Origin of the sequence: Pseudomonas sp. IT-P260 (assembly GCF_949768395.1) — a bacterium.
GTDB lineage: Bacteria > Pseudomonadota > Gammaproteobacteria > Pseudomonadales > Pseudomonadaceae > Aquipseudomonas > Aquipseudomonas parakoreensis.
In genome coordinates, this window is record NZ_CATKPO010000044.1 from 199,703 (window position 1) to 225,893 (window position 26,191).

Here is a 26,191-nt window from a genome sequence, read left to right on the forward strand (position 1 = left end):
CACAGAAACCGAATGTGGGAGCGAGCCTGCTCGCGAAGGCGGCGTATCAGTCAAATTGATGTCGACTGACACTCCCTCTTCGCGAGCAGGCTCGCTCCCACAGGGTCAGTGAGAATGACGTGGGACTTCCGCCCCTCGGCAACCGACCAGGAAGTCGAAATCGCAACCCTGATCCGCCTGCAACACATGATCGATGTACAGCTGACGATAGCCGCCGACCAGTAGCTGCTGCGGCGGCTGCAGATCCGCCATGCGCGCTGCCAGTTCGGCATCCGGAATGTCCAGGTGCAAACGCCCGCTGGCGCAATCGAGCTCGATCCAGTCGCCTTCCTGCACCACCGCCAACGGCCCACCGGCAGCGGCTTCCGGGGCAACGTGCAAAACCACGGTGCCGTACGCGGTGCCGCTCATCCGTGCATCCGAGATGCGCACCATGTCGGTCACGCCTTGGGCCAGCAGCTTGGCCGGCAAGCCCATGTTGCCCACCTCGGCCATGCCTGGATAACCTTTCGGCCCGCAGTTTTTCATCACCAGAATCGAGTCTTTATCGACATCCAGCTCCGGGTCGTTGATCCGCGCCTTGTACATGTCGAAGTTCTCGAAGACCACCGCACGACCGCGATGCTGCATCAATTCCGGGGTCGCGGCGGACGGCTTGAGTACCGCTCCCAGCGGCGCCAGGTTGCCGCGCAACACGCAGATACCGCCGTCCGCGCGGATCGGATTGTCGAGGGTGCGGATCACTTCGTCCTCGCCATAGATCGGCGCGTCCTTGGTGTTCTCGCCCAGCGTCTTGCCATTCACGGTCAGCGCGTTCGGATTGGGGATCAGATTGGCCTCACCGAGACGCCGCAGCACCGCCGGCAAACCACCGGCGTAGTAAAACTCTTCCATCAGGAAACGCCCGGACGGTTGCAGGTCGACGATGGTCGGCATGCCGCGCCCGATGCGCGTCCAGTCATCCAGATCCAGCTCGACGCCGATGCGCCCGGCGATGGCTTTGAGGTGAATCACCGCGTTGGTCGAACCGCCAATAGCCGCGTTGACCCGAATGGCGTTTTCAAAGGCTTCCTTGGTCAGGATCTTCGACAGGCGCAAATCTTCGCGCACCATCTCCACTGCGCGCATGCCGGACATGTGCGCCAGCACATAACGCCGCGCATCCACTGCCGGAATCGCCGCGTTGTGCGGCAGGGACGTGCCGAGTGCTTCGGCCATGCAGGCCATGGTCGACGCGGTGCCCATGGTGTTGCAGGTGCCCGCCGAGCGTGACATGCCGCCCTCGGCTGCAAGGAAATCGTCAATGGTGATGGTGCCGGCCTTGACCTGCTCGCTGAGCTGCCACACCACCGTGCCGGAACCGATGTCCTTGCCCTTGTGCTTGCCGTTGAGCATCGGCCCGCCGGTGACGACGATCGCCGGCACGTCGCAACTGGCCGCGCCCATCAGCAGCGCCGGGGTGGTCTTGTCGCAGCCGGTCAGCAGCACCACGCCGTCAATCGGGTTGCCGCGAATCGCTTCTTCCACGTCCATGCTCGCCAGGTTGCGGGTGAGCATGGCGGTGGGGCGCAGGTTCGATTCGCCATTGGAGAACACCGGGAATTCCACCGGAAAGCCACCGGCCTCGATCACCCCGCGTTTGACGTGCTCGGCAATCTGGCGGAAATGCGCGTTGCACGGGGTCAGTTCCGACCAGGTGTTGCAGATGCCGATGATCGGCTTGCCGTGGAATTGGTGGTCGGCGATGCCCTGATTCTTCATCCAGCTGCGGTACATGAAGCCGTTCTTGTCGGCCGTGCCAAACCATTGGGCGGAGCGCAGGGTGGGTTTCTTCTCAGACATGATCGATTCTCTTATTGTAAGACTATTGTTTGCGAGTCATGGCTAAACATAAGCGCAAAATCGCCGCTTTGGAAGTGTTGTTGGGTAATTAGTATTACTATATAGTCGTTTTCGACGGAGGGATTGGCCCTGGCGATTTTTCGCGAGAGGCGTCCCCCGAGGTTCTATAAAAACAACAATCGGAGACCGATCCCATGAGCCAGGAATTGCGGCTTATCCGCCGCATCACGCTGAAACTGATTCCCTTCCTGATCTTGCTGTACCTGATCGCCTATGTGGATCGCTCCGCCGTCGGCTTCGCCAAGCTGCACATGGGCGCTGACATCGGCATCGGTGATGCGGCCTACGGTCTCGGTGCCGGGCTGTTTTTCATTGGCTACTTTCTTCTCGAAATTCCCAGCAACTTGATGCTCGAACGCTTCGGTGCGCGGCGCTGGTTCGCGCGGATCATGATCACCTGGGGCGCGATCACCATCGGCATGGCGTTCGTCCAGGGCCCGCACAGTTTCTACGTCATGCGCTTTCTGCTCGGCGCGGCGGAGGCGGGGTTCTTTCCCGGCGTTCTGTACTACATCACCCAATGGTTCCCGGTGCGCCATCGCGGCAAGATCCTCGGGCTGTTCATCCTCTCCCAACCGATCGCGATGATGATCACCGGCCCGGTGTCCGGCGGTTTGCTCGGTATGGACGGCATTCTCGGGCTGCACGGCTGGCAGTGGCTGTTCATTGTCATCGGCACCCCGGCGATCCTGTTGACCTGGCCGGTACTGCGCTGGCTGCCCGATGGCCCGCAAAACGTGAAGTGGATGGATCAGGCCGAGAAAGACTGGCTGACCGGCGAGCTGAAAAGGGATTTGCAGGAATACGGCCAGACCCGTCACGGCAACCCGCTGCATGCACTCAAGGACAAACGCGTGTTGCTGCTGGCGCTGTTTTACCTGCCGGTGACCCTGAGCATTTATGGCCTTGGCCTGTGGCTGCCGACGCTGATCAAACAGTTTGGCGGCAGCGATCTGGTGACCGGTTTCGTCTCGTCGGTGCCCTACATCTTCGGCATCGTCGGTCTGCTGATCGTGCCACGCAGCTCCGACCGCATGAACGATCGCTACGGCCACCTGGCGGTGCTCTATGTGCTGGGTGCACTGGGCCTGTTTTTCAGCGCCTGGCTGACCCTGCCGGTAGCGCAACTGGCGGCACTGTGCCTGGTGGCGTTCGCGCTGTTTTCCTGCACGGCGGTGTTCTGGACTTTGCCCGGGCGGTTCTTTGCCGGTGCGAGTGCGGCGGCGGGGATCGCCTTGATCAACTCGGTGGGCAACCTCGGTGGTTACATCGGGCCGTTCGTGATTGGGGCGTTGAAGGAATACACCGGGAACCTTGGATCCGGCCTGTACTTCCTCTCGGGGGTGATGGTGTTCGGTTTGATCCTGACGGGCGTCGTCTACCGCGTGCTTGAGCGTAAGCACGTGCTCCCGGTCGAGCAGTTCGCCGCCAGTGCACGCGGCGCCACCCGCACCTGACTCGACAACGCTGGCCCCTGTGGGAGCGAGCCTGCTCGCGAAGAGGCCATCACATTCAACATTGTGGATGACTGACACACCGCTTTCGCGAGCAGGCTCGCTCCCACAGGGGGACGGCGGTGTTTTTGAGGCAATAGGAGAAAAACATGCATCTGGTTCAATTCGAATTGATAAACGGCGAGCGCCGCGTCGGTGTGGTCGACAACGGTCTGATCCGCGAAGTGCAGGACGCCCGTAGCGTACGCGATCTCGCGCTGGCCGCCATCGAAGCCGGCGGCACTCTGGAGCAGCAAGTACAAACCCACGGCCTGGGCATCAGTCATGACTACGCCGAGCTGCTGAGCACGCGGCGAATTCTGCCACCGCTGGATCACCCGGACCCGGCGCACCTACTGGTCAGCGGTACCGGCCTCACGCATCTGGGCAGCGCCTCGGCGCGGGACAAGATGCACCAGCAGGCCGGCGACGAAGCGCAAATGACCGACACCATGCGCATCTTCAAATGGGGCGTGGAGGGTGGTAAACCAGCGGCGGGGCAGGCGGGCGTGCAGCCGGAATGGTTCTACAAGGGCGACGGCAGCATCGTCGTGCGTCCGGGCGAAGCCTTCCCGTTGCCGCCGTTCGCCGAAGACGCTGGCGAGGAACCGGAGATGGCCGGGCTCTACGTCATTGGCCACGACGGCAAACCCTATCGCCTCGGTTTCGCCGTGGGTAACGAGTTCTCCGATCACGTCATGGAGCGCAAGAACTACCTGTACCTGGCCCACTCGAAACTGCGCAGTTGCAGCTACGGCCCGGAACTGCGCACCGGCGAACTGCCGCAACATCTGGCCGGCAGCAGTCGCATCCTGCGTAACGGCGAAGTGCTGTGGCAGAACGAATTCCTCAGCGGCGAAGCCAACATGTGCCACAGCCTCGCCAACCTTGAATACCACCATTTCAAATACCGCCAGTTCCTGCGCCCGGGCGACGTGCACATTCACTTCTTCGGCACTGCAACCCTGTCGTTCGCCGATGGCGTTCGCACCCAACCGGGCGATCAGTTTGAAATCAGCCAGGCCGAGTTCGGCGCCCCGCTGGTCAACGGCATCGCGCCAGCAGCAGCGGCCTTTCAACCGGACAGCATCGGCACCCTTTAAGGAGCTCCCATGACGCAGATTCTTGGACACAACTTCATTGGCGGACAGCGCAGCGCAGCGGGCGACGTGACACTGCACAGCGTCGACGCAACCACCGGCGAACGCCTGCCGTACGCATTCATTCAAGCGACTGAAGCCGAAGTCGATGCCGCCGCCAAAGCCGCCGCCGCAGCGTACCCGGCCTATCGCAGCCTCAGCGCCGAACGCCGCGCGCAATTTCTCGACGCGATTGCCGACGAACTGGATGCGCTGGATGATGATTTCGTAGCGTTGGTCTGCCGTGAAACCGCGCTGCCCGCCGGACGCATTCAGGGCGAGCGCGGGCGCACCAGCGGGCAGATGCGCCTGTTTGCCAAAGTCCTGCGGCGCGGTGATTTCTACGGCGCGCGAATTGATCTGCCGCTGCCGGAACGCCAGCCGTTACCGCGTCCGGATCTGCGTCAATACCGCATCGGCCTCGGCCCGGTGGCGGTGTTTGGCGCGAGCAACTTTCCGCTGGCGTTTTCCACCGCCGGTGGTGATACCGCTGCCGCGCTGGCCGCCGGTTGCCCGGTAGTGTTCAAGGCCCACAGCGGCCACATGGCAACCGCTGAACTGGTCGCTGATGCACTGATTCGCGCGGCGGAAAAAACCGCGATGCCGGCAGGCGTGTTCAACATGATTTACGGCGCTGGCGTTGGCGAATGGCTGGTCAAGCATCCGGCGATTCAGGCAGTTGGGTTCACCGGTTCGCTGAAGGGCGGCCGCGCACTGTGCGACATGGCTGCGGCACGGCCGCAACCGATCCCGGTGTTCGCCGAAATGTCGAGCATCAACCCGGTGATCGTTCTGCCTCAAGCCTTGGCTGAGCGCTCGCAAGCCATCGCCCGCGACCTGACCGCTTCGGTGGTGCAGGGCTGCGGTCAGTTCTGTACCAACCCGGGTTTGGTCATTGGAATTCGCTCGCCGCAGTTCAGCGCCTTCGTCCAGCAAGTCGCCGGGCTGATTGGCGACCAACCGGCGCAAACCATGCTCAACGCCGGCACCCTCGGCAGCTACGGCAAGGGTCTGCAAAAGTTGCTGGCGCATTCCGGCATCGAGCATCTGGCGGGTAATCCGCAACAGGGCAATCAGGCGCAGCCACAACTGTTCAAGGCCGATGTCAGCCTGTTGATCAACGGCGATGAAGTGCTGCAGGAAGAAGTGTTCGGCCCGACCACGGTGATCGTCGAAGTGGCGGACAAGGCCGAACTCAGCGCGGCGCTGTCGGGCCTGCACGGGCAACTGACGGCGACGATGATCGGCGAGCAGGCCGACTTCGAACGCTTCCCGGAACTGACGCCGCTGCTCGAACAGAAAGTCGGACGGATTCTGCTCAATGGTTATCCAACGGGTGTGGAGGTGTGTGATTCGATGGTGCATGGCGGGCCGTATCCGGCGACTTCCGATGCGCGCGGTACCTCGGTGGGGACGCTGGCGATCGATCGGTTCCTGCGCCCGGTGTGTTTCCAGAACTACCCCGACAATCTGTTGCCCGAACCGCTGAAGAATGCCAACCCATTGCGCATCCAGCGCCTGGTAGACGGCAAGCCGTCACGCGAAGCCCTCTGACCCACAAACCCTGTAGGAGCTGCCGAAGGCTGCGATCTTTTGACTTTGATTTTAAAAAACAAGATCAAAAGATCGCAGCCTTCGGCAGCTCCTACAGGGGGGGAATGTGGATCTTTGGGCTATCATTGCCGGTTTCCCCCCTGAAAGACTTGATTGCCATGACTGCCCAAACCCTTCTCAACGCCCTCGAACACTGCGGCATGGTCGAAATCGACGGCCTGCACGCCTTCGAATTCGCCCTCGACGAAGACGATAACCTGCACATCGAATGCATCGATGGCCGCGCGGCCAAGCATTGGGAGTTCACCCCGGCGCAGGTTGCGGCGGCGACGTTTGACGAAGACCTGCAGAGCTGGCTGATCATTGGCTACGCCAGCGACACCAAGACCACCGGCGAACACCGTCTGGTGTGCCTCGGTGATGTGGTCAGCAGCAGCGACGACGAGGATGACAATTAATGAACATGCGTAAATTCTGGCCATTGCTGATGGCCGGCAGCGTCGGTGCGATGGGCCTGTCCAGTGCCAGCGCCGAGAGCTATCAATTGCTGGTCGGCTCCTACACCGCCGGCACCAGCCAGGGCATCTATCGAATGAATTTCGACAGCGCCACCGGCCAGATCGCCGCCAAGCCACTGCAAGTGGTGAAGAGCGAAAACCCGTCATGGCTGACCTTGTCCAAAGACCAGAAGCAGCTGTTCGTGGTCAATGAAAACGGTCCCGGCCAGAAAGACCCGGTCGGCCGCGTCAGCAGCTATTCGATCGACCCCAAGACCCACACTCTGACCCTGATCAATCAAGTGCAGAGCCTGGGCAACGAGCCGACCCACTCGAGCCTCAGCGGCGATGCGAGCCATCTGTTCGTCAGCAACTATTCGGTGATGGAAGATCCGGGCGGCACCCTCGCGGTGTTGCCGGTCGGTGCCGATGGCAAACTCAAACAGGTGGTGCAGATGAGCGCGCACCCGGCGAGCCGGGTCAACCCCGAGCGTCAGGCCTCGAACCACGTGCACTCGACGGTGTCCTCGCCGGATGGCCGCTACGTGTTCTCCAATGACCTGGGGGCGGACAAGGTCTTCATCTACCAGTTCGACCCGAAAGCCAACCCTGAGCTGCCGTTGACCCCGGCGAAAACTGCTTCGGTGAGCCTGCCGGCCGGCAGCGGCCCGCGTCATCTGTTGTTCAGCGCGGACGGCAAGCATGCCTGGCTGACCATGGAAATGAGCGCACAGGTCGCGGTGTTCGACTATCACGACGGTGTGCTGACCCAGACGCAACTGGTCGATCTGGCTGCCGGTCAACCGACCTCGGACAAAGCCGCCGCCGCGCTGCATGCCTCGGCCGATGGCAAGTTCCTCTACGTCAGCAACCGTGGCACTGCCAACCAACTGGTGGTCTTTGCGATCGATCCGGCAACCGGCCAGCTCAAGGAACTGCAAAAACGTTCGGTGGAGGGTGATCACCCGCGCGAATTCAGCCTCGATCCAAGTGGCAAATTCCTGCTGATCGCCAACCAGAAGAGCAACGAAATTGTCGTCGTCGAGCGCGACGCCAAGACTGGTCTGCTCGGCAAAACCGTGCAGAAACTGCCGATGGACGCGCCCAGCGACCTGAAGTTTATCGTGCGACAATAAGCCACAGGCCCCGGTTTACGGGGCCTGTCTCTTTGTATTAATCGCGCTGATATCCGGTAATGCTACAAAGCATTTCAAGCGATCAACCCTCGAGCGTTAAGTTTGCTTCACGGCCCAACCGGGCAAAGCAAGCCAACCGAACACGAGGGTTACCGCCATGAACTTCAATCTCTTCTCCGTCATCGCCGCTTCCGCCATCTCCGCCACCGTTGCATTGCCAGCCAGTGCCAACGTTGAAATCGCCAGCAAAAAATCCCACACCCAGAGCTACACCCAGAAATACCTGCAACAGAGTGCCAACTTCTACGCCGCGCTGGATCACAAAGCCCAACACTGAAATGCCCGCTTCGAACAACTCCCTGTAGGAGCTGCCGAAGGCTGCGATCTCTTGATCTTCAACGTCAAAAGATCGCAGCCTTCGGCAGCTCCTACACGTATGCGTGATCAAAAATCTCCGCTCGATAGGTTTTCTCCAATGCTGAGATAGACGGCCTAAATAATCAACGAAGCTGATGTTTACTATGGCAAACCCTGAGTGGTTACCACGGCTTTTTTGATTGATCCTGACGGCACTGAAACATGCCCACGGAGCACATCATGGCCAGTTCAATCATCACCTCAGCCAAGCGCGGCGCCTACCTGGCCATCGGTCTTTACCTGGCCCTGGTGCTGTTCGTCAGCATCGCTGCGCAAACCCAACACAGCTTCGACGCACCGATCGAAGTCGCACACCCCGGCATCCAGTTCGAACACCGCGCAGACGTGCTGGTTGATCGTGCTGAACTCGCAGGAGTGAGCGGCGCATGAAAGGCTACAGACTCTGGGTCATCGCCGGTCTGGCATTGATGACCAATGGCGCGGCGTTACTCGGTTTTGGCCAAGGCTCGGTCGGTGCGCTGGCCCGGGCCATAGAGGTCAATCACAGCATTGCGCACAATATCGAACGGGCCAACTCGCAGGGGTTGCTGGCCGGTAATCCGCCGATCAAGGCTGAGGTCGATTTTCTCGGGCCGTTTGAAGTGGATTGCTCGGCACTGGGCATGTGCAACGCCCTGGCCTGAAACACATTTCCTGTAGGAGCTGCCGAAGGCTGCGATCTTTTGATTTTGTTTTTAAGATCAAGATCAAAAGATCGCAGCCTTCGGCAGCTCCTACAGGGGTTATTTCTTCATGATGGAGGTGAAGAGGTTGGATTCGAGGAAGCGCTGTAGCCACGCCTGCAAGCGAACATAGGGCGTCTGCGCGAACCACTCGCGATCCACATGCGCAAACTGTCGAACGAACGGCAGCAACGCTATATCTGCAAGACACGGATGATCAGTCAGCAGGTAATCGCGGCCCGTCAGCAACGCTTCCAGTCGCTGCAGAAACACCGCGCCCTCGGCCCGATAAACCTCCATCGGCTGCTCAGGATAGCGCTCGGCGTATTTATAGCGGTTCAAATGCACCTTGAACCCCTGATCATTGGCCTCGATCAACTCGGCAATCCGTGAATCGCCATCGAGCAGCCAATCGTCCGGATCATGCTGCGCCAACGCCCAGCGCATGATCTCCAGGCTCTCGTCGATCACCCGGCCATCGGCCTCCAGCACCGGCACCGTGCCTTTGGGGGAGATCGCGAGCATCGCGGCCGGTTTGGCCTTGAGGCTGACTTCGACGATCTCCACCGGCACGCCCGAATAGCGCAGGGCCATCCGCACGCGCATCGCGTAGGGGCAGCGGCGGAAAGAATACAGCGTGTTCATTTCACTTCCAGCGTGCTCAAGCCGTTGCCTTGGCGCTGCACCTGAATCTGCACCGGAATCCGCTCGTGCATTTCCTGCACGTGGGAAATCACCGCGACCTTGCGCCCCTGCGCCTGCAGGCCGTCGAGGGCATCCATGGCCAGTTGCAGAGATTCCGGATCGAGGCTGCCGAAGCCTTCGTCGATGAACAGCGATTCGATTTTCAGCGTGCTCGAGGCCATCGAGGCCAGCCCCAGTGCAAGGGCCAGCGACACCAGAAAGGTCTCGCCGCCGGAAAGCGAATGCACCGAGCGCAATTCGTCGCCCATCTCGGTGTCCAGCACCAGCAGGCCGAGCATGCTACCGCCGCGTTTCAGGCGATAGCGTTTGACCAGTTGACGCAACTGCACGTTGGCGTGATGCACCAGCAGGTCGAGGTTGTAGGCCTGGGCGATCTTGCGGAAGGTGTCGCCGGTGGCTGAGCCGATCAACGCGTTCAGGCGCGCCCAGCGCTGGTACTCGGCGTAAGCCTCGGCGATCTGCTGCGCCAATGCCTGATTGGCGTTCTGGCGGCGCTGATCTTCGGCCTGTTCGGCGCGCAGTTCGGCACACTGTTGCTCGCTGAGGTTGAACTGGTTCTGCAGCTCGGCGAGAGCGCTGGCGAGTTGTTCGGCATCGAGATTGCCGTTGTGCTGCGCCTGATGATCGGCCAAGCGCTGATCGCGTTCCTGCAGCAGCACCTTGGCCTGTTCGATGGCTTTTTCGTTGTGCTGCAAGCGCTGGCGCAGTTCGCTGAGCTGCGTGTCATCGACGCGCAACAGATCTCCCAGACCGCCGTCATCCAGTTCAGGATGGCGTGCGCGCCAGTCGGCAATCTTCTGCGTCAGTTCGCTGTCTTCGCTTTGCAGTGCCTGTAAGCGTTCTTGTTGTGCCTTGAGTTCGGCGCCAATTTGCACAAGTTGCGTACGCACGCTCTGCAGTTCCGCTGCGGTGCTGGTTTCGGCGTTGCGCGCCTGTTCCACGGCCTGTTCCAGCTGCTGCTGCCAGTGCTCGGCGCTGCTGTGCTCGCCCAGCAGCTGCGCGAGTTTTTCCTGACTGGCCTGTTGCTGTGCGGCCAGGGCGCTGAACTGCTGCTCGGCGCTTTGCAGCTGCTGTACGCGGCTGAGCTGGCGGTCCTGTTCTTTCTCCAGCGTTTGCTGGCGTTGTTGCTGTTCGGCCAACTCTTCCTTCTGCTGCTCAACCTGCGCCAGACGCTCGGCAATCTGCCGATCCAGTTGCATGAAGGTTGCCGCCGGTTCAACGCGCAGGGCTTCGAGGGTGTCGGCTGGCAACAGGCTGGCGAACGCGCTGAGCTCTTCGTCGAGACGCTGACGGTCGCTGCTCAGTTCGCGCTGTTGATTGCTCAGGTGCTGCGCCGCTTGCTGATGTGCGGTTTCGGCATTGCGCAGTTGCTGGGTCAGACGCGCCGCATCCTGTTGCAGGGTGAGCAGGGCGCTCTGGCGTTGTTCGTCCTGAGTGATGCTCTGGTTCAGTTGCTCGTTTTGCCGGGTCAGCCAGGCATCGCGCTTGTCGGCGTCCTGATTCAGCAACTGAGGCGCCAGCGGATGCGCCTCCAGACTCGGCGCCAGTGCCTGCAGCTGGACGGTCAATTGCTCCTGCTGTTGCAGCAGCTCTTTCTGCCGGGCGATCACGCCACCGACTTCAGCGCGCAACTCGGTGAGTTTTTCCTTGAGCTGATCCACTGCGTGCTGCGCGTTGGCCTGCTCGGATTCATCGTGCCGGCCGAGGCTTTGCAGCAGCGCTTCCGGCTGATGATACGGGTGCTCATGGCTGCCGCAGACCGGGCAGGGCTGGTCGTCCTGCAACTGCGTGCGCAGCTCTTCGACACTGGCGCTGCGGGCCAGACGCTGGCGTTCGAGCAGTTCACGGGTGACGTTGAGGGTTTGTTCGGCGACGGTCAGCTCGGCCTTGGTTTTCACCCCGTCCTGGGTCAGGCGCTCGCGTTCCTGCTGCGCATCGAGCAGGCGCTGTTGCAGCTCGGCGCCGCGTTTTTCCAGCTCCTGCTGACTGGCCCAGAGCCGCGTCAGTTCTTCGATGGCGCGCAGCTGTTTGCGGTTGTCCTGCAACAGCGTGCCGAGGATGCCGATCTGTTCGGCGACGGCATCCGGCTCGGCGCCGGCCTCTTTGAACAGCACTTCCAGTTGCTGTTTCTGCGTGGCCAACTCGTCGGCGCTGTGTGCGGCATTCTGTTCGAGGGTCGCCAGTTCGGCCTGACCTTTATTCAGACGATTGCCGATCAGCATCAGCTGTTGCAGGCGATCGCGGTAGGCATTCCATGCATCGCTGAGCGGCGCCAGCGGAGTGCTGTGTTCCAGCTCGGCGGCGATTTTCTGCAGGCGTTCAGCGACTTCGGCCTGTTTCGTCTGCAAGGCTTGAATTGCGCTCTGGCCTTCGCTGCAGGCCAGCTCGGCGGACTGGCGGGCCTCGGCGCTGAGGGCTGTTTCCCTGGCGAGGCGGGCAAGGGTGCTTTGCTCGTCGAAAGCCTGACGCAGCAGCGGGGCACTTTCGCTGTGCCGCTGCTGCGCTTCGCTCAGGGCGATGTTTGCCGCATTGAGCGCCTGTTCCAGTTGCGTCTGGCGCTCGTTGAGCTCGCCGTGTTGCTGGGTATGCGCGGCAATCTGTGCCGCCAGCGGCGTCAGTTGCGCATCGATTTCAGTCTTGCGCGCGAACTGGTGGCGTTGCGGCGCGAGTTGCTCCAGGCGCGTCAGCTTCAGGCGCTCGCCAGCCAGACCTTCCCACTGCTGCTGTGCACTCTGCAGTTGTTCGGCGGCCGCTTGTTGCGCGTCCTGCAACTGGCGCAAATCCTTGAGCCAGCTGTGCTGTTGTTCCAGTTGCTTGAGCTGCGCCTGCTGCAACTTCAACTGTTGCTGGGCGGCGTTGAAGCGTTCGTCCAGATCGGCCCGCGCCTCGGGCGTCAGCGGGGTTACGCCGGTGGCCTGATCCTGCAGCAGCTTGTGCGCTTCGCGGGCCTCTTTGGTCTTGTCGAACGCGCGGCGGCCAAGGCGGGTGTAGAGCGCGGTGTCGGTGAGTTTTTCCAGCAGTTCGCTGCGGTCGTTGTCGTCGGCCTTGAGAAACGCGCTGAACTCGCTCTGGGCCAGCAGCACGGCACGGGTGAATTGTTCGAAGTTCAGACCGAGCGCGGCTTCGAGCTGGGTCTTGTATTCGCCTTTCTGACTGGCGAGCAGTTGATCCTGATCGATGTCGCGCAGGCTCTGACGACTGGCCTGCAACTTGCCGCCGGCCTTTTCCCGGGCGCGGTTGGCTTCCCAGCGCGCGCGATAACGCCGGCCATCGACGCCGACAAAATCCACCTCCGCGTAACCTTCACCGGTACCACGGCGCAGCAAGGTACGCGGGTCGCCGGTGGCGATTTCGCCGTCGGCATCCGGCACCTTGGCGTCGCGGCCAGTGTTATTCAGGCGCGGCACCGCACCGAACAGCGCCAGGCACAGCGCATCGAGCAAGGTACTTTTACCCGCGCCGGTCGGCCCGGTGATCGCGAACAGGCCGGCACTGGCCAGCGGTTCGGCGGTGAAATCAATCTCGAACGGCCCGGCCAGCGAGGCGAGGTTCTTCAAGCGAATGGCGAGAATCTTCATGGCTGCTCGCCCTCCAGTTGCACGTCCTGCAGCAGCTCGGCGAAGTCCTTCAGCGTCTGTTCATCGACCTCGTTACCGTAGTTGTCGAGCCAGGCACGGCTGAACAGTTCCTGCGGGGTGAGTTGATCCAGTTCGACCAACGCGCTGCCGTCGTCGCTGCCATCGGCGCCGCGGTTGCCGGCGTACTCGGCGGCGATCCGCACCAGGCGCACGGCTTTGCCTTGCAAGGCGTTTTCCACCTGATGGCGCAGATCCGGCTGCGGCTCGTCGAGGGTGACGCGCACTTCCAGCCATGGCTGACGCTGGGTTTCAGCGAGCAGATCGATATTCGGCAGGTCAGCCAGTTGCAGCAGAATCTCCGCCAGCGGCGCCGGGCCGATGCGTTGCAGGTTGACCGAGCGCGGGATCAGTTTCGGCTCGACGCTGACCAGGGTTTCGCCGTCGAGGGTGATGTCGAGAATCTGATGCTGATAACCGATCTCCGAAAACGACAGCGGAATCGGCGAGCCGCTGTAGCGAATGCGTTCTTCACCGTTGACCTTCTGCGGCTTGTGCAAATGGCCGAGCGCAACGTAGCTGATGCTCGGCCCGAACAGGCTGGCGGGCAGCGCCTCGGCATTACCGATGATCAGGCTGCGCTCGGAGTCTTCCGAGACCGAACCGCCAGCCATGTGCGCGTGGCTGATGGCGACCAGCGCCTGACCCGGCTGGCGCTTGGCATTCGCCGCTTCGATCAGCCACTCATGCACCTGACCGATACCGCGCAGGTAGTCGTCGCCTAGATGCGCACCGGTCACCTCGGCTGGACGCAGGAACGGCAGCGCCAGACACCACGCGACGATCTCGCCTTGGGCATTGGGCAGTGGCAGCAGCAGACGTTCGGCGTCGAGCTGACCGTCATCCAGCCACAACACCCGCCCCAGCGCATGGGTGCGCAAACGGCGCATCAACGGCGCTGGCAGCTCGATGCGCGAGCCGGAATCGTGGTTGCCGGCGATCATCACGATGGTCAGCAACGGTTGCTGCTCGTGAGCGCTGACGATGAAGTCGTAGAGGCGTTCCTGGGCTTTGACCGGCGGGTTGACCGTGTCAAAGATGTCCCCGGCAATCAGCAGCACATCCGGCTGCGCCAGTTGCAGTTGGCGCAGCAGCCATTCGAGAAAGCACGCATGCTCGAAATCGCGCTCCTGGCCATGCAGGTTTTGCCCAAGGTGCCAGTCGGAGGTGTGGAACAGACGCAAGGTGGACTCCGCTACAAAAAGAGGTGATGGCCGCGGGGGAAATGATGGGCGGCTAAAGAGGGGGGAGTTTACTGGCAAACGAGCGGGCTTGCCCAAAGGCTTGCAAGATCAAGAGGCCGTAGCCGCTTCCGTCTGTCGCTACTGTCAGATCTGACAGTAGCGACAGACGGCGGCGGGTGATGGGATACCGCAGTCGCCAAGGCGCCAGGCCGGGGCTTTCTGTCACCTGAGGAATTGCCTGTATGAAAACGCAATCATCGTCGCCCTCTACGTCTTCTGATCCAGACGTGAGGGCACTCAAGCCCATAAAAATCACCAAACTCAAGACTCCCGTGCAGGGCTATGACGGTGGGTTGCCGGTGGCCGCTGTGGAGGGAGGCGTCGAGTTTCTGGTGCCTCCCTGGCTGGTCATGAAGGCGGGTGATCTGATTGAGGTGTTCTGGGGCGACCTGCAGACGCCGGTCTGGAGCAAAGACATCGAGCCAGAAGATGAAAACGAACTCATCAAAGGGATTATCGATGAGGGGCATATCCGCAAGGGGGAGGCCTATCCGGTTTTTTATCGCGTGACCCGACCGTTTCAGGAGCCTGAGTCAACTCCGCCGGAGAGGTTCTTCGTCAAACTGGATCGACCCGGCGGCTTCGATGACGACCAGTCGACGCCCGGTAACCAGAACCTGCGTTACCACATTCCCCAAAGCATCATCGACAGCGGTGTTGGCCCCGAAGAGGCCGCAGCGGGTGTGCCGATCACGATCCTGCCGTACCTCTTCATGCGCATCAACGACCTTGTCAAAGTGGCATGGGGCAGCGTAGAGAAAACCGTCCTTGTCGAGCAAAGACATATTGATGACCCTGACGATAACCCGCTGGTCGTGACCATCGAGAAGCCACTGATCGAGCAGGCGGGCGACAGCGCCGGGGTGATCGTGACGTACCAGGTGATCGATGAGTGCGGTAATTATCCCGATCTGCGTTCACCGTGGTCAGCGGAAACCCGCGTCGTGGTGGATCTGAAAGAAAATCGCCTCGATGCGCCTATCGTGCTGGAGGCCGATCCGCAGACTGACGAAATCGACCTCGACGAATTGAACGATGACGACGTGAACGTTCTGGTCAACACCCCCGCCGGCTCCTTCCAGGAACAGGATGTCGTCGCATTGACTTGGCTGGGAACCAACGCCCAGGGCGCACCGATCAACCATGGCCCGGTAGAGCTGACGGTGACGCGAGTCGGTCTTGCGCTGCCGTTCACCGTCCCGAACGACAAGGTACGGGCCATTGCCAAAGGCCGGGCCAGTGTGTCCTACATCCTCAAGCGAGCGGGCGAGGCCGATCGGCCGTCCAAGACCGTCGGTATCTCGGTGATAGGGGAGGCCTACCGGCTGCCTTCTCCTACGGTGGACGAAGCCCCTGCCGGTACGCTGAACCCGGACGAACGCTGGGCCACCGTGCGCATTCCATGGTTTGCGGGGCGTGCCGCCAGTGACCTGTTGACGCTGATCTGGCAGGCCACGCGCCCCGGCGGCGGCATCGTCTATTACGAAGATCCGCGTCCGGTTGGTGATGTGCCGGATGACGAGCCAGTGTTGCGCAACGTCTCGAACGCGGTGATCCAGCGTTTCGACGGGTTGAAGGTTTCGGTGTTCTATACCGTCGCCAATGATGACGAGGCGACACTCAACGTGCGCGAGTCGTTGCCGTTCGAGATGCAGGTGGGCGAGGTGCAGCCGCTTTTCGTAACGCCGCGCGTGGAAGAGGCGGTGCCTGGCACGTCGTTGATCGATCCGGAAGCCGTACCGCCGCTGGGCTGTAAATTGATTGTGCCGTATCTGCAGACGCTGCCCGAAGACGTAGTGAATTATCGCTGGCGCGGGTCGGCCGCCAGCGGCAGTACCAGCGGCTCGCTGCCACTGACATCGCAAACCGCCGGCAAAGAGGTGCCGTTCACCGTGCCTAAACAGTTTGTGACCAACAACCTCAATCGGCGGATCGTCATCGACTACTTTATCGTGCGTAACGGCAAGACCCTGGGTTACTCCTTTCCGCTGACCTTGCGGGTCGGCAATGCCCTGCTGGATTTCGATCCGCCCTCAATCGATGGCGCACGCGGCGACCAGATCGATGCGAGCGCGGTACCTGCGGTGGGTGCCACCGTGCGCCTTGCCGCGACGTATGGCCTGAAGGTTGGCGACCGCGGCGAGATCCGCTGGATCGGCGTTGCCGGAGAGGGCACGGCGATCGTGCCGTTTCGCGTGGAAAGCGGAGAAGCGGGACGCGACAAACTGATCAGCGTGCCGCAGTCGGTGGTGTTGGCCAACGTCGGACAGGAGATTTCGCTGGATTGCACCGTGGTGCGTCAGGCCGGTGGTCAACAGTACTCGCGCGTGGCGGTTTATGACGTGCGTGCTTCGCTGGGGACAGACCGCTTGCTGGTCATGGGCGCGCGCTCGCGGGGCAATTATCAGATTTATGGCGGCGGGACTGCGTGGCTGACTGCGCTGGATGGAATCACCCGGCAGCCGGTCAAGGCCTGGTGGCGTTATAACGGCGAGGAGGGCGAGGTCAGTGGTACGACGTTCCGTGACACTCGGCCGGACCGGCTGCTGCATGTGCGGATCAGTGATGATCAAGTGACGATCAATCCGCAGAACCTGTGTGGGAACGGGAATTTTATATCCGGCGCGGAAGCAAACAATGCGGCCTTTGCGGCGCGGACTGAACGTGGTGCTCTGGTGGCTTGGGGCAGGCCTGGTCGTGGTGGAGATTTGGGGGATTCGTTACCGGCCATTTCTGATGCCCTATCGCTGAGTGCTTGCGGTTATGCATTTGCGGCGCTTCAGGCCAGTGGCGGGGGGGTGGCTTGGGGGCGGAAAGAAGACGGAGGCGAGATACCTGAACCCATCAGTCTTATGCGGGATATCTTGGCAGTGAGCGGCAACGGTTATGCATTCTGTGCGCTGCGTCGTGATGGGAGTCTGGTGGCGTGGGGAAACCCTAGTATGGGGGCGGCGCTTCCACAGCCAATCCCTGCATTGAGAGATGTCGTCAGAGTGATTGGCAACCTCTACGCCTTTGCTGCGTTACGGGCCAATGGTTCGGTCGTGGCGTGGGGGCACCAAAGCTACGGTGGTAATGTGCCTGCGGTCATCGCGGCATTGACTGACATCGTCGATCTAGTCGCTACCGCATACGCCTTTGCAGCTCTGCGTGCCAATGGTTCGGTAGTGGCATGGGGAGCCGGCACTCTCGGCGGAAACGTGCCTGCCACGATTAGAGACATGACAGACATAATCGAGCTGAGCGCCACTCCAAGGGCCTTTACCGCCCGACGAAGCAATGGCAGCGTTGTTGCCTGGGGGGATGGGGCATATGGCGCCAACGTTCCTGCGCCGATCGCAGCCCTGACGGATATCCGGACCGTGACGGGTAACTTTGGATCTTTCGTCGCACTGTTGAGCAGCGGGCGTGTAGTGGGGTGGGGAGCCCAGGCTATTCCGGCGCCGGTTGCAGCTCTGACAGATATCGTACAGGTTGTATGCGGGTACGTTGCTTTTGCCGCGCTGCGGGCCAACGGCACTGTTGTAGCTTGGGGCTTTGCTGATCAAGGCGGTGAAATCCCGGATGCCACTGCCGCCAGACTGGTCAACGTCCGCGCCATTTATGGAAACACCCATGCCTTCGCTGCACTGACGTCCAGCGGCGACGTCGTGACCTGGGGGCGTGGCCCCGCCGGAGGAGATAGCGATGCCGTCGCCGATCAGCTCAATGGCAAAATCTTCTACGAAGCTACAGCGCTGTCCCGTGGTTTGGGAATGCGTGAGACGCGATTGCTTGAAGCGGCAGAAAGTGAACAAACGTCTTAACACCGCCAACGCCTGAACGATCGCAGCCTGCGGCAGCGCCTACATGTGATCCCTGTAGGCGCTGCCGCAGGCTGCGATCTTTGCTTTTACTTCGGGTAGAGCGGCGGCAACCCGCTGTCACCCACCGGATCCTGCACCCGCTCCGCCGCCGGAATGGTGCGGATTGCCCGCCACAGATCTTCGCCTTGCCAATGCTGCCCCGTCTCGCTGTACAGCGCACCATTCAGCCCATCCAGCGCATCCGACAACGGCACAAACCGCGCCGCCATGTCCGCCAGAGTTTCCGGCTGCTGCCGCGCCCATGCATCCAGTGCCTGCCGCGTCGCTTGCGGATCATTCGCCTGGCACGCCCGTTTGATGTCGTCCAGCAAGGTGCGTGGGCTTGGGCCGGTCTGGGCGGCGCGATGCACCGCCGGTTGCCAGCGCGCACGCCACCAAAGGCCGAAGCCGAGCAGGGTGGTGCAGGCGAGGATCAGCGTGCTGAGTTTCCACCACCACAGGGTGTCGCTGTCGACAATGGCCGATTGCAGGGTGCCCGCCGGGGTGTCGACCTGCAGGCTCGGGTTGTTCGCCACCTGCAGGGTGCGCGCCGGCAGGCTGGTGTGTTCCAGATGATCTTCGAAGGTGTTCCACCAGACCACATCGACGGTGGGCAACTCGATGCTGCCGCTGCGGCTGGGCACCAGTGCTTCGCGTTCTTCACGGCTGCCGATCAGGCCGCGCTCGCCGCTCTGGTTGCTCAGTACCGGTTGATCCGGGTAACGGCGCAGGCCGTTGGCTTCGGTGCCGGGCAGGGCCGGCAGCTGCGAGCTGGCCAGGCCTTCGACTTTCAGAGTCAGGCTGCGGGTCAGCGAGTCACCGACCTGAATGTGCTCCGGCTCCGGGTTCCAGCTTTCGCTCAGGCTCAGGCTGCGCGCCGGCAGCCACGGCGCATCGGCCGGATAGGTCAGCGGTTTCGGTTTGACCGTCAGGGCGATCTCGGCGGAGTTGACCCGCAGCAATTTGCCCGGTTTCGGGCCTTGCGCGGTGGCGTCCTGGCTGGGCTGGCTGTCGACCAGCGTGGCGCTGAACGTCTGCGGGGCGATGAGCAGCAAACCACTGTGCTGCGGGTAGATCGCATAGCGCATCTCGATCACGCCATGGCGCACGCCGTTGATGTCTTTCTCATAGGTCCGCATGTCGCCCAGCTGTTCGATCCGCGCATCGGCGATTTGCAACGGGGTCAGGCTGCTGTCGTCGTACAGCGACACTGAATGGTAGATGCGCAGGGTCAGGATCGCCTGGGCTTGCACGTAAACGCTGGACTGATCGAGGCTGACCTCGATGAATACCGGGTTCGGGTTGTTTTTTTCTTCGCGAGTGTCGCTCTCGACCACTTGCACGGTGATCGGCTGGCTCTGCACGTCACCCAGTTGCAGCGGTGGAATGACCACGCTGCCGTTCTCTTTCGGCAGCAGGGTGATGATCCAGCGCGTGGTGGCACGGTTGTCGCCATTGAGCGTGTTCAACTGGTTGACCTGACGCGTGCCGCGCACCTCGAACAACGGCTCCAGCGGCGTCAGGTCGGGTTTGCCGAACTGGGTGACATCGCTGGTTTCGAGGATGAGCTCGACCGTCTCGCCGGAGTTCAGGCGACTGCGATCCACGCTGGCCGTCAGCTCGGCTGCCTGGGCGGTGGCCGTGCAGAGCAGCAGGGGTAGCAAGAGGGCGCTGAAGCGGGTCATCGAGTTTTTTCCTGATCCTGATGTTGTTGCTGTTCGTACCAGAATTTGCGTCGCAGCAATTCGCCCGGGTTGTCCGGAATTTTGCCCAGCCATTGTTCCAGTGCCTGACGCTGTTCGCCTTCGAGGTTCTCCTCGGCCGGTTGCAGCGTCGGTGCCGTATTCGGTGCTTCTTCCGGCGGATTGCCCGGCACTTCGTCAGGGCCCGGCTGCGGGGGCGTGGTCGGCGGCTCGGTGGCCGACTCGCCGGGCTGAGCCTCGCTCGAGGTCTCGTTTTTGACCGTCGGTGGCGGCGCGGTCGCTGGCGGTGGTTCATCGCCGGGTACGTTCGGCTGGGCCGTTTGCGGCTGTGGTTCGACTGGCGGCGGGGTGTTCTTCTGCTTGAGCAGGTTTTCCACCAGGGCCTTGTTGGTCAGCGCCGGACGCAAATCCGGTTGCAGTTCCAGCGCTTGTTCATAGGCATCAATCGCCGCTTCCAGCTCGCCACTTTTCGCCAGCGCATTACCGCGATTGTAGTGGGCACGGGCGTCGCTGCCTTCGGCGAAACGCTGAGCGGCGCCACTGTAATCGCCGGCCTCATACAACGCCAGCCCTTGCCACTGGTGATCTTCAAAGTGTTCGGCGGCCTCGGCCGGGCGTTTCTGCTTGAGCAAGTGCAAACCCTGTTGGTCAGGACGCAGCCACAGGTCTTCGAAGTCGAAAGCGTAGCTCGGCTGCGGCAGGCACAGCAGCAGCGGCAGGCAGAATAACCAGCCACGCCGTCCGGCACACGCGGCGAGCAGCAACAGCGGCAACAACAGCCAGTAACCCTGATCGGCCCAGGTGTCCAGGCGCACGGTCTGACCATCGTTGCGCAGGCTGCGCGGACCATCGAGCAGGCCGAGGGCGCGCAAGTCGGATTCGTCCAGACGCGCGCTGTGGTATTCACCGCCGACGCTGGCGAGGAACGCGCCGAGGCCCGGGCTGTCGAGTTGCGGTACGCGAATCGCGCCTTGTTCATCCTTGAGGAAACTGCCGTCCTCCTGAGCGATGGGCGCGCCTTCAGCGGTGCCGATGCCGAGCATCAATAGTTGCGCCGATTGCTCGCCGAGGGCACGGCGGATGCCTTGACGTTCTTCCTCGGTCAGCGAGGAACCGATCAGCAGGATGCGTCCCTGACCCAGAGCACCTTGCTTGAGCAAGGCCAATGCTTTACCCACGCCGAGGTCGGCGCGGTGGCCGCTTTCCGGCATCAGCGACGGCTTGAGGGCGTCGAGCAGGTTGCGGCTGGTCGCCAGGTCATCCGACAGCGGCACCAGCGTGTGCGCGCTGCCGGCGTAGACGACGATCGCGGTCTGCGCATCGCTGCGCGCCTGCAACAGATCGAACAGCTTGCGTCGAGCCTGTTCCAGTCGCGTTGGCGGTGAGTCGGTGGCGAGCATTTCCGGGGTCAGCTCCAGCACCACCACCAACGGATCGGCGGGTTTCTGGCTGGTCTGTTCGACGCGCTCCCAGCTCGGCCCGAGCAGCGCGACGAGGGTCAGCAGCCACGCCACGCCGAGGGCAACCCACGGTAGCTTGCTGTCGCGTCCACCGCCACCGCTGAGCAACGTCGAGTGAAACGCTGGCGGCAGAATCATCTGCCAGCGTCCGGCACGTTTCTGTCGGTGCCAGAGTTGCCAGATCAGCCAGCCGAGCAGCGGCAGAAGCAGCAGCCACCAGGGGCGGAACCAGTGCGGCCAGAGCGCGATCATCGGCGCCTCCGCAAACGCAGGCGCTTGAGACGCTCGCGCCAGTCAGGCAACGGACTTTGCAGATACAGCTCCTTGGTAAACAGGCGTTGCAGCGGGTTGTCCGGCCACAATTCGCGGACGACCAGCAACAGGCTCAGCAGCAGGGCCAACGCCAGCGGCCAGTGATACAAGGCTTGCGCCGGGCGCGCCTGGGTCGGTTGCTGGGTGACCGGTTCGAGTTGGTCGAGGGTGTCCCTGATCGCTTGCAGCTCTTTGCCGTCGCGGGCGCGGAAGTACTGACCGCCGGTGACTGCGGCAATCGCCTTGAGCGCCGGTTCGTCAAGGTCCAGGCTCGGATTGACCCCGAGCAGCCCGGTGCTGCCACTGTCTTCCGGGTCCGCACCAATGCCGATCGGGTAGATTTTTACCCCTTCGCTGGCGGCCAGTTTTGCGGCGGTCAGCGGATCGATTTCGCCACCGTTGTTGGCACCGTCGGTGACCAGAATCAACACTCGGCTTTGCGCCGGACGCAGGCGCAGCCGCTTGAGCGCCAGACCGATTGCGTCGCCGATGGCGGTGTTCTTGCCGGCAATGCCGATGCGCGCTTCATCAAGCCAGACGCGCACGGTGTGGCGGTCAAACGTCAGCGGTGCCTGCAGATACGCCTGACTGCCGAACAGGATCAGCCCGACGCGGTCGCCATCGCGGCTTTCGAGGAAATCACCGAGCAGATGCTGAACCAGCGACAAGCGGCTGACGTCTTCGTCCTGCCACTGCATGTCGGGAAAATCCATCGAGCCGGACACGTCCACCGCCACCAGCAGATCACGGCCGCTGGCGGCAATCGGCAACGGTTCGCCGAGCCATTGCGGGCGCGCCGCGGCGCTCAGCAGTAGCAGCCACAGCAACAGAAACGGCGCCTGCTGACGCCACGCCGGCAGGTTGGCGCGGGCCCGGCGACGGGCGAGGTCTTCGAGGTCCGAGAGAAAACTGACGCGCAACGCCGGCTCGCCACTGTCGGCCACCGGCAGCACCAGACGCATCAGCCACGGCAGCGGCAGCAGCACGAAGATCCACGGCCAGGCGAACTCAAACATGCTTGCGAATCCAGGTGTCGACGGCTTGGGTCAGGCCGGCGATGGCTTTGTCGTCGAGTTTGCATTCCGGTTTGTAGGCGCCTTCGACCAGCACCATCCAGCGCGTCAGGCCGGCCGCCGGGCAGCGGTTGTCGAGAAACGCCAGCCATTTGCGACCGTTGAGCGTGTGGCTCTGGCTGTAAGGGTAGTGGTTGCGGCACAGGCGTTTGAGCAGGCCGTTGAGCTGCTGCAGCCAGGCCCCGGCCGGTGCGCCGTCGTAGGGTTTGGGCATCTGTGCCAGTTCGGTCAGCGCGGCAATGCGCACCGGATCCAGCGGTTGTTCGGCGCGCACGATCGGGCGTTTCTTGATCGGAATGAACCGGCGCAAACGCCACGCCGCGAACCCGAGCAGCGGCAGCAATAACAGCAGCAGCCACCAGCCCGGCGCTGGCGGCCAAAAGTCGATCGGCGGTGGCGAAATCAGCGGTTGCAGTTGCTCGAGGCCGTTCATCGACTGCTCCCCGGGCGCTGCGGATTGAGGAACTCGCGCATTTGCTCGACCATTTCGCTTTGCGTGCTCAACGGCATCAGCAACACCCGCAGTTTTTGCGCGAGCAATTCCCAGCGGGCGATACGGGCCTCGGCCTGGGCGCGATAGGTTTGACGCAGCTCGAAATTGAGGGTGTCGAGTTCCAGTTGCGCGCCCCTTTCCGCGAATCTGAGCAGCCCGGCGGCGGGCAGGGCGTGGTCCAGTGGATCGGACAGCGGCAGCATCAGCAGGTCGCAATGGCGCGCCAGCAGGCTCAGTTGCTGCTCGGCGCTGTCGGTCAGCGCGCGCTCGTCACAGATGACGATCACCAGACTGCCCGGGCGCAACACTTCGCGCGCCCGGCGCAACGCCACGCCGAGGGCGTCGCGGTCCGGCTCGCGTTCGCTGTGCAGCGACTGATTGACCTTCACCAGGCGATTGAGCAGTTGCAGCAGGCTCTGCTTGCTGCGGCGCGGTTTGATTTCGTAATGCTCGTTGTCGCCGAACACCAGCCCACCAACCCGGTCATTGTGCCCCAGCGCGGCCCAGCCGATCAGCGCCGCCGCTTGCGCCGCGAGCACTGACTTGAACATCAGCCCGGAGCCGAAAAACAGCCGCGTGCTTTGCTCGACCATGATGAAAATCGGTCGTTCGCGTTCTTCGTGGAACAGCTTGGTGTGCGGCTCCTGGGTGCGCGCGGTCACGCGCCAGTCGATGGTGCGCACGTCGTCGCCGGCCTGATACACCCGCACCTGATCGAAGTCGACCCCGCGTCCGCGGAATTTCGAGTGATGCAGGCCGATCAGCGGGCTGCGCTGACTTGGCGTGGAAAACAGCTGCACTTCGCGCACGCGGTGACGCATCTCGATCAGGTCAGTGAGGCTGATGCGGATGCCCGGTTCGGACGGCAGGGGGGCGTTCATGGGGGTCAAGCGACGGCTACGACGTCGAGAATCCGCTGCACCACCCGATCTTGGTCGATGCCGGCGGCTTCGGCTTCAAACGACAGAATGATGCGGTGACGCAACACGTCGAACAGCACCGCCTGAATGTCTTCCGGGCTGACGAAATCGCGACCCGCCAGCCAGGCGTGAGCCCGGGCGCAACGGTCGAGGGCAATCGAGCCGCGCGGGCTGGCGCCGTAGGCGATCCACTCGGCCATCTCCGGGTCGAACTTGGCCGGGGTGCGCGTGGCCATCACCAGTTGCACCAGGTATTCCTCTACGGCGTCAGCCATGTACAGACCGAGAATTTCCTTGCGCGCGGCGAAGATCGCCTGCTGGCTGACCCGGCGTTCGGGCTTGGTTTCACCGTTGAGCGCTTCGCCACGGGCCTGCTGCAGGATCCGGCGTTCGACGGCGGCGTCCGGAAAACCGATCTTGACGTGCATCAGGAAACGATCGAGCTGGGCTTCCGGCAGCGGATAGGTGCCTTCCTGCTCGATCGGGTTCTGCGTGGCCATCACCAAGAACAGTGGCGACAACTCATAGGTGCTACGTCCGACACTGACCTGACGCTCGGCCATGGCTTCGAGCAGCGCCGATTGCACCTTGGCCGGCGCCCGGTTGATTTCGTCCGCCAGCACCAGGTTGTGGAAGATCGGGCCTTGCTGGAACACGAAACTGCCGGTTTCCGGGCGATAAATCTCGGTGCCGGTGATGTCGGCCGGCAGCAGGTCCGGGGTGAACTGGATGCGATGGAACTGGGCTTCGATGCCCTCGGCGAGTTCTTTGATCGCTTTGGTCTTGGCCAGACCCGGAGCGCCCTCGACCAGCATGTGGCCGTCGGCGAGCAGGGCGATGAGCAAACGCTCGATGAGTTTTTCCTGGCCGAGAATCTGCGTTGAAAGAAAGGTTCGCAGCGCCAGCAGCGCTTCACGATGTTCCATCGGTGACTGTTCCTGGAAAGGGTGGCCGCAGGCGTTCGGATAACGCCGGGGCTGGGGGCGTTACTTTAATCCATCGAGGGGGGCGGCGACTAACGGCATTTTGCGCAAAGTGCGGGAAATGACCGGGGGATTTGTTGGAATTTTGTAGTGGGAGAAAGGTGCAGTGTTCTTTCGGGCCTCTTCGCGAGCAGGCTCGCTCCCACATTTGAACGGTGTACATCCGTCAATGTGGGAGCGAGCCTGCTCGCGAAGGGGCAGCCCAGACGACATCAAATTTCGCTAATGAAGGTCCCGGTGCCATCCAGAATGTTCTTCAGGGTTTCCTCAACCTCCTCCAGATCCACCATATCCGGATTGAATGTGATCTCCAGCACATCATCGCCATTCAGCGCATCGGCATCCGCCGCCGCGATCTCGATCTTCAACTGCGTTTTGCTCAGGGTGACCTTTACGCCGTCGAGCGTCGAAGGCTCGCCATCCAGGGTGATCTCCAGCTCGTCCTCGTCCGGATAGCGGCTCATCAGAAACATCTCGCCCTTGTCGCTATGGCAGCAGAGCATGGCCATGTTGTCTTCTTCGTCGTCGCACGGGTTGACGATCAGTAGGGCGGTGGTCATTTGCATGGGAATTCCTGCCTCGGCGGGCGTGTTGGTCGCAATTGGGCGCGATTCTGCCAGCCCTCGGGAATTTCTGCATGTGAGAGTGTCAGAGGATGTGTCGTGAACGCGACACAGGTCAATGGTCACTTCTGGCACAGATGTACCGTAAATACGGGCATTCAGGCCGCCGTTTTCCGCCATGAATGCTAGTGTTTACCGTTGCCAAAGCCTTGGTTTACGTGCCAATGACCGAATATGTCGCAGCACCGCAAGCAGACACATTGTCGCACCCATTAAGCTGCGCAACGGATGAGCACCCGTAAAGACATTGTCGGCAGCCTCGACAGTCGTTTTTGCAGATGCCCATTCAATGGAAGGTGAATGTGACCTGAGTGTCTCGTCCAGCTTCACCCACCTGTCCCCCTGTTTCCTCTGCCCGAGAATCAGGAACAGGG

20 protein-coding genes are annotated in these 26,191 nt (G+C 62.1%); 9 read left to right on the forward strand and 11 right to left on the reverse strand.

Annotated elements, in window-relative coordinates; genetic code table 11:
• Positions 1 to 105 precede the first annotated feature (105 nt).
• Positions 106 to 1,842 carry an IlvD/Edd family dehydratase gene (locus ACM6HV_RS26960; RefSeq protein ID WP_097087141.1) on the reverse strand — a complete coding sequence of 579 codons (1,737 nt, stop codon included), beginning with the start codon at positions 1,840 to 1,842 and terminating at the stop codon, positions 106 to 108.
• Positions 1,843 to 2,036: 194 nt separating this feature from the next.
• On the opposite strand from ACM6HV_RS26960, the gene ACM6HV_RS26965 reads away from it, so the two are divergent.
• The 8 genes from ACM6HV_RS26965 (at position 2,037) to ACM6HV_RS27000 (ending at position 8,782) form a co-directional block, all read left to right on the forward strand.
• Entirely contained in the window at positions 2,037 to 3,359 is a 1,323-nt protein-coding gene (locus ACM6HV_RS26965; protein ID WP_414905734.1) for an MFS transporter, read from the forward strand.
• Positions 3,360 to 3,505: 146 nt separating this feature from the next.
• Positions 3,506 to 4,498, forward strand: coding sequence for an AraD1 family protein (gene araD1, locus ACM6HV_RS26970; protein WP_414905735.1), 993 nt, complete (start codon positions 3,506 to 3,508; stop codon positions 4,496 to 4,498).
• Between the two features lie 9 nt (positions 4,499 to 4,507).
• A complete protein-coding gene (locus tag ACM6HV_RS26975; RefSeq protein WP_414905736.1) occupies positions 4,508 to 6,088 on the forward strand; it encodes an aldehyde dehydrogenase (NADP(+)) in 1,581 nt (526 codons plus the stop codon).
• Between the two features lie 158 nt (positions 6,089 to 6,246).
• Positions 6,247 to 6,546 carry a DUF5629 family protein gene (locus tag ACM6HV_RS26980; protein ID WP_414905737.1) on the forward strand — a complete coding sequence of 100 codons (300 nt, stop codon included), beginning with the start codon at positions 6,247 to 6,249 and terminating at the stop codon, positions 6,544 to 6,546.
• Entirely contained in the window at positions 6,546 to 7,721 is a 1,176-nt protein-coding gene (locus ACM6HV_RS26985; RefSeq protein ID WP_414905738.1) for a lactonase family protein, read from the forward strand. The genes ACM6HV_RS26980 and ACM6HV_RS26985 overlap by 1 nt, the downstream gene beginning before the upstream one ends.
• A gap of 157 nt (positions 7,722 to 7,878) precedes the next feature.
• A complete protein-coding gene (locus ACM6HV_RS26990; protein ID WP_041062495.1) occupies positions 7,879 to 8,058 on the forward strand; it encodes a hypothetical protein in 180 nt (59 codons plus the stop codon).
• A 260-nt stretch (positions 8,059 to 8,318) separates the two neighbouring features.
• Positions 8,319 to 8,528 carry a hypothetical protein gene (locus ACM6HV_RS26995; protein WP_041062492.1) on the forward strand — a complete coding sequence of 70 codons (210 nt, stop codon included), beginning with the start codon at positions 8,319 to 8,321 and terminating at the stop codon, positions 8,526 to 8,528.
• The gene (locus ACM6HV_RS27000; RefSeq protein ID WP_414905739.1) at positions 8,525 to 8,782 is read left to right on the forward strand and encodes a hypothetical protein; all 258 of its coding nucleotides are present in this window, start codon (positions 8,525 to 8,527) and stop codon (positions 8,780 to 8,782) included. Before ACM6HV_RS26995 ends, ACM6HV_RS27000 begins: the two co-directional genes overlap by 4 nt.
• A 99-nt stretch (positions 8,783 to 8,881) precedes the next feature.
• On the opposite strand, the gene ACM6HV_RS27005 is transcribed toward ACM6HV_RS27000, so the two are convergent.
• The 3 genes from ACM6HV_RS27005 to ACM6HV_RS27015 are packed head-to-tail and all read right to left on the reverse strand — an operon-like array spanning position 8,882 to position 14,345.
• Complete coding sequence (locus ACM6HV_RS27005; RefSeq protein ID WP_414905740.1) at positions 8,882 to 9,466, reverse strand: glutathione S-transferase; 585 nt, start codon at positions 9,464 to 9,466, stop codon at positions 8,882 to 8,884.
• A complete protein-coding gene (locus ACM6HV_RS27010; RefSeq protein WP_414905741.1) occupies positions 9,463 to 13,104 on the reverse strand; it encodes an AAA family ATPase in 3,642 nt (1,213 codons plus the stop codon). The genes ACM6HV_RS27005 and ACM6HV_RS27010 overlap by 4 nt, the downstream gene beginning before the upstream one ends.
• The gene (locus ACM6HV_RS27015; protein ID WP_414905742.1) at positions 13,101 to 14,345 is read right to left on the reverse strand and encodes an exonuclease SbcCD subunit D C-terminal domain-containing protein; all 1,245 of its coding nucleotides are present in this window, start codon (positions 14,343 to 14,345) and stop codon (positions 13,101 to 13,103) included. Before ACM6HV_RS27015 ends, ACM6HV_RS27010 begins: the two co-directional genes overlap by 4 nt.
• Positions 14,346 to 14,587: 242 nt before the next feature.
• Between ACM6HV_RS27015 and ACM6HV_RS27020 the strand changes: the two genes are divergently transcribed.
• On the forward strand, positions 14,588 to 18,211 hold the full coding sequence (locus ACM6HV_RS27020; RefSeq protein ID WP_414905743.1) for an RCC1 domain-containing protein: 3,624 nt from the start codon (positions 14,588 to 14,590) through the stop codon (positions 18,209 to 18,211).
• Positions 18,212 to 18,297: 86 nt separating this feature from the next.
• Here ACM6HV_RS27020 and ACM6HV_RS27025 read toward each other — a convergent pair whose 3' ends face one another.
• The 7 genes from ACM6HV_RS27025 to ACM6HV_RS27055 form a co-directional block, all read right to left on the reverse strand.
• Positions 18,298 to 19,935, reverse strand: a complete 1,638-nt coding sequence (locus tag ACM6HV_RS27025) for a BatD family protein (protein ID WP_414905744.1) — start codon at positions 19,933 to 19,935, stop codon at positions 18,298 to 18,300.
• Entirely contained in the window at positions 19,932 to 21,665 is a 1,734-nt protein-coding gene (locus tag ACM6HV_RS27030) for a tetratricopeptide repeat protein (protein ID WP_414905745.1), read from the reverse strand. Before ACM6HV_RS27030 ends, ACM6HV_RS27025 begins: the two co-directional genes overlap by 4 nt.
• Entirely contained in the window at positions 21,662 to 22,741 is a 1,080-nt protein-coding gene (locus tag ACM6HV_RS27035; protein WP_414905746.1) for a vWA domain-containing protein, read from the reverse strand. Before ACM6HV_RS27035 ends, ACM6HV_RS27030 begins: the two co-directional genes overlap by 4 nt.
• A complete protein-coding gene (locus tag ACM6HV_RS27040; protein WP_414905747.1) occupies positions 22,734 to 23,231 on the reverse strand; it encodes a DUF4381 domain-containing protein in 498 nt (165 codons plus the stop codon). The genes ACM6HV_RS27035 and ACM6HV_RS27040 overlap by 8 nt, the downstream gene beginning before the upstream one ends.
• Positions 23,228 to 24,172, reverse strand: coding sequence for a DUF58 domain-containing protein (locus ACM6HV_RS27045; protein ID WP_047293911.1), 945 nt, complete (start codon positions 24,170 to 24,172; stop codon positions 23,228 to 23,230). The genes ACM6HV_RS27040 and ACM6HV_RS27045 overlap by 4 nt, the downstream gene beginning before the upstream one ends.
• Positions 24,173 to 24,177: 5 nt before the next feature.
• On the reverse strand, positions 24,178 to 25,137 hold the full coding sequence (locus ACM6HV_RS27050) for an AAA family ATPase (RefSeq protein ID WP_003218556.1): 960 nt from the start codon (positions 25,135 to 25,137) through the stop codon (positions 24,178 to 24,180).
• Between the two features lie 269 nt (positions 25,138 to 25,406).
• Positions 25,407 to 25,760 carry a hypothetical protein gene (locus ACM6HV_RS27055; RefSeq protein WP_414905748.1) on the reverse strand — a complete coding sequence of 118 codons (354 nt, stop codon included), beginning with the start codon at positions 25,758 to 25,760 and terminating at the stop codon, positions 25,407 to 25,409.
• Between the last annotated feature and the right edge of the window lie 431 nt (positions 25,761 to 26,191).

Excerpts from the sequence above, each read along its gene's own strand:
- ACM6HV_RS26980 (WP_414905737.1), top strand. The coding sequence starts at position 6,247 with ATGACTGCCCAAACCCTTCTCAACGCCCTCGAACACTGCGGCATGGTC.
- araD1 (WP_414905735.1), top strand. The coding sequence starts at position 3,506 with ATGCATCTGGTTCAATTCGAATTGATAAACGGCGAGCGCCGCGTCGGT.
- ACM6HV_RS27030 (WP_414905745.1), bottom strand. The coding sequence starts at position 21,665 with ATGATCGCGCTCTGGCCGCACTGGTTCCGCCCCTGGTGGCTGCTGCTT.
- ACM6HV_RS26960 (WP_097087141.1), bottom strand. The coding sequence starts at position 1,842 with ATGTCTGAGAAGAAACCCACCCTGCGCTCCGCCCAATGGTTTGGCACG.
- ACM6HV_RS27020 (WP_414905743.1), top strand. The coding sequence starts at position 14,588 with ATGAAAACGCAATCATCGTCGCCCTCTACGTCTTCTGATCCAGACGTG.
- ACM6HV_RS26995 (WP_041062492.1), top strand. The coding sequence starts at position 8,319 with ATGGCCAGTTCAATCATCACCTCAGCCAAGCGCGGCGCCTACCTGGCC.
- ACM6HV_RS26965 (WP_414905734.1), top strand. The coding sequence starts at position 2,037 with ATGAGCCAGGAATTGCGGCTTATCCGCCGCATCACGCTGAAACTGATT.
- ACM6HV_RS27025 (WP_414905744.1), bottom strand. The coding sequence starts at position 19,935 with ATGACCCGCTTCAGCGCCCTCTTGCTACCCCTGCTGCTCTGCACGGCC.
- ACM6HV_RS27050 (WP_003218556.1), bottom strand. The coding sequence starts at position 25,137 with ATGGAACATCGTGAAGCGCTGCTGGCGCTGCGAACCTTTCTTTCAACG.
- ACM6HV_RS27005 (WP_414905740.1), bottom strand. The coding sequence starts at position 9,466 with ATGAACACGCTGTATTCTTTCCGCCGCTGCCCCTACGCGATGCGCGTG.
- ACM6HV_RS27000 (WP_414905739.1), top strand. The coding sequence starts at position 8,525 with ATGAAAGGCTACAGACTCTGGGTCATCGCCGGTCTGGCATTGATGACC.
- ACM6HV_RS26975 (WP_414905736.1), top strand. The coding sequence starts at position 4,508 with ATGACGCAGATTCTTGGACACAACTTCATTGGCGGACAGCGCAGCGCA.
- ACM6HV_RS27055 (WP_414905748.1), bottom strand. The coding sequence starts at position 25,760 with ATGCAAATGACCACCGCCCTACTGATCGTCAACCCGTGCGACGACGAA.
- ACM6HV_RS27010 (WP_414905741.1), bottom strand. The coding sequence starts at position 13,104 with ATGAAGATTCTCGCCATTCGCTTGAAGAACCTCGCCTCGCTGGCCGGG.
- ACM6HV_RS26990 (WP_041062495.1), top strand. The coding sequence starts at position 7,879 with ATGAACTTCAATCTCTTCTCCGTCATCGCCGCTTCCGCCATCTCCGCC.
- ACM6HV_RS27040 (WP_414905747.1), bottom strand. The coding sequence starts at position 23,231 with ATGAACGGCCTCGAGCAACTGCAACCGCTGATTTCGCCACCGCCGATC.
- ACM6HV_RS27035 (WP_414905746.1), bottom strand. The coding sequence starts at position 22,741 with ATGTTTGAGTTCGCCTGGCCGTGGATCTTCGTGCTGCTGCCGCTGCCG.
- ACM6HV_RS27045 (WP_047293911.1), bottom strand. The coding sequence starts at position 24,172 with ATGAACGCCCCCCTGCCGTCCGAACCGGGCATCCGCATCAGCCTCACT.
- ACM6HV_RS26985 (WP_414905738.1), top strand. The coding sequence starts at position 6,546 with ATGAACATGCGTAAATTCTGGCCATTGCTGATGGCCGGCAGCGTCGGT.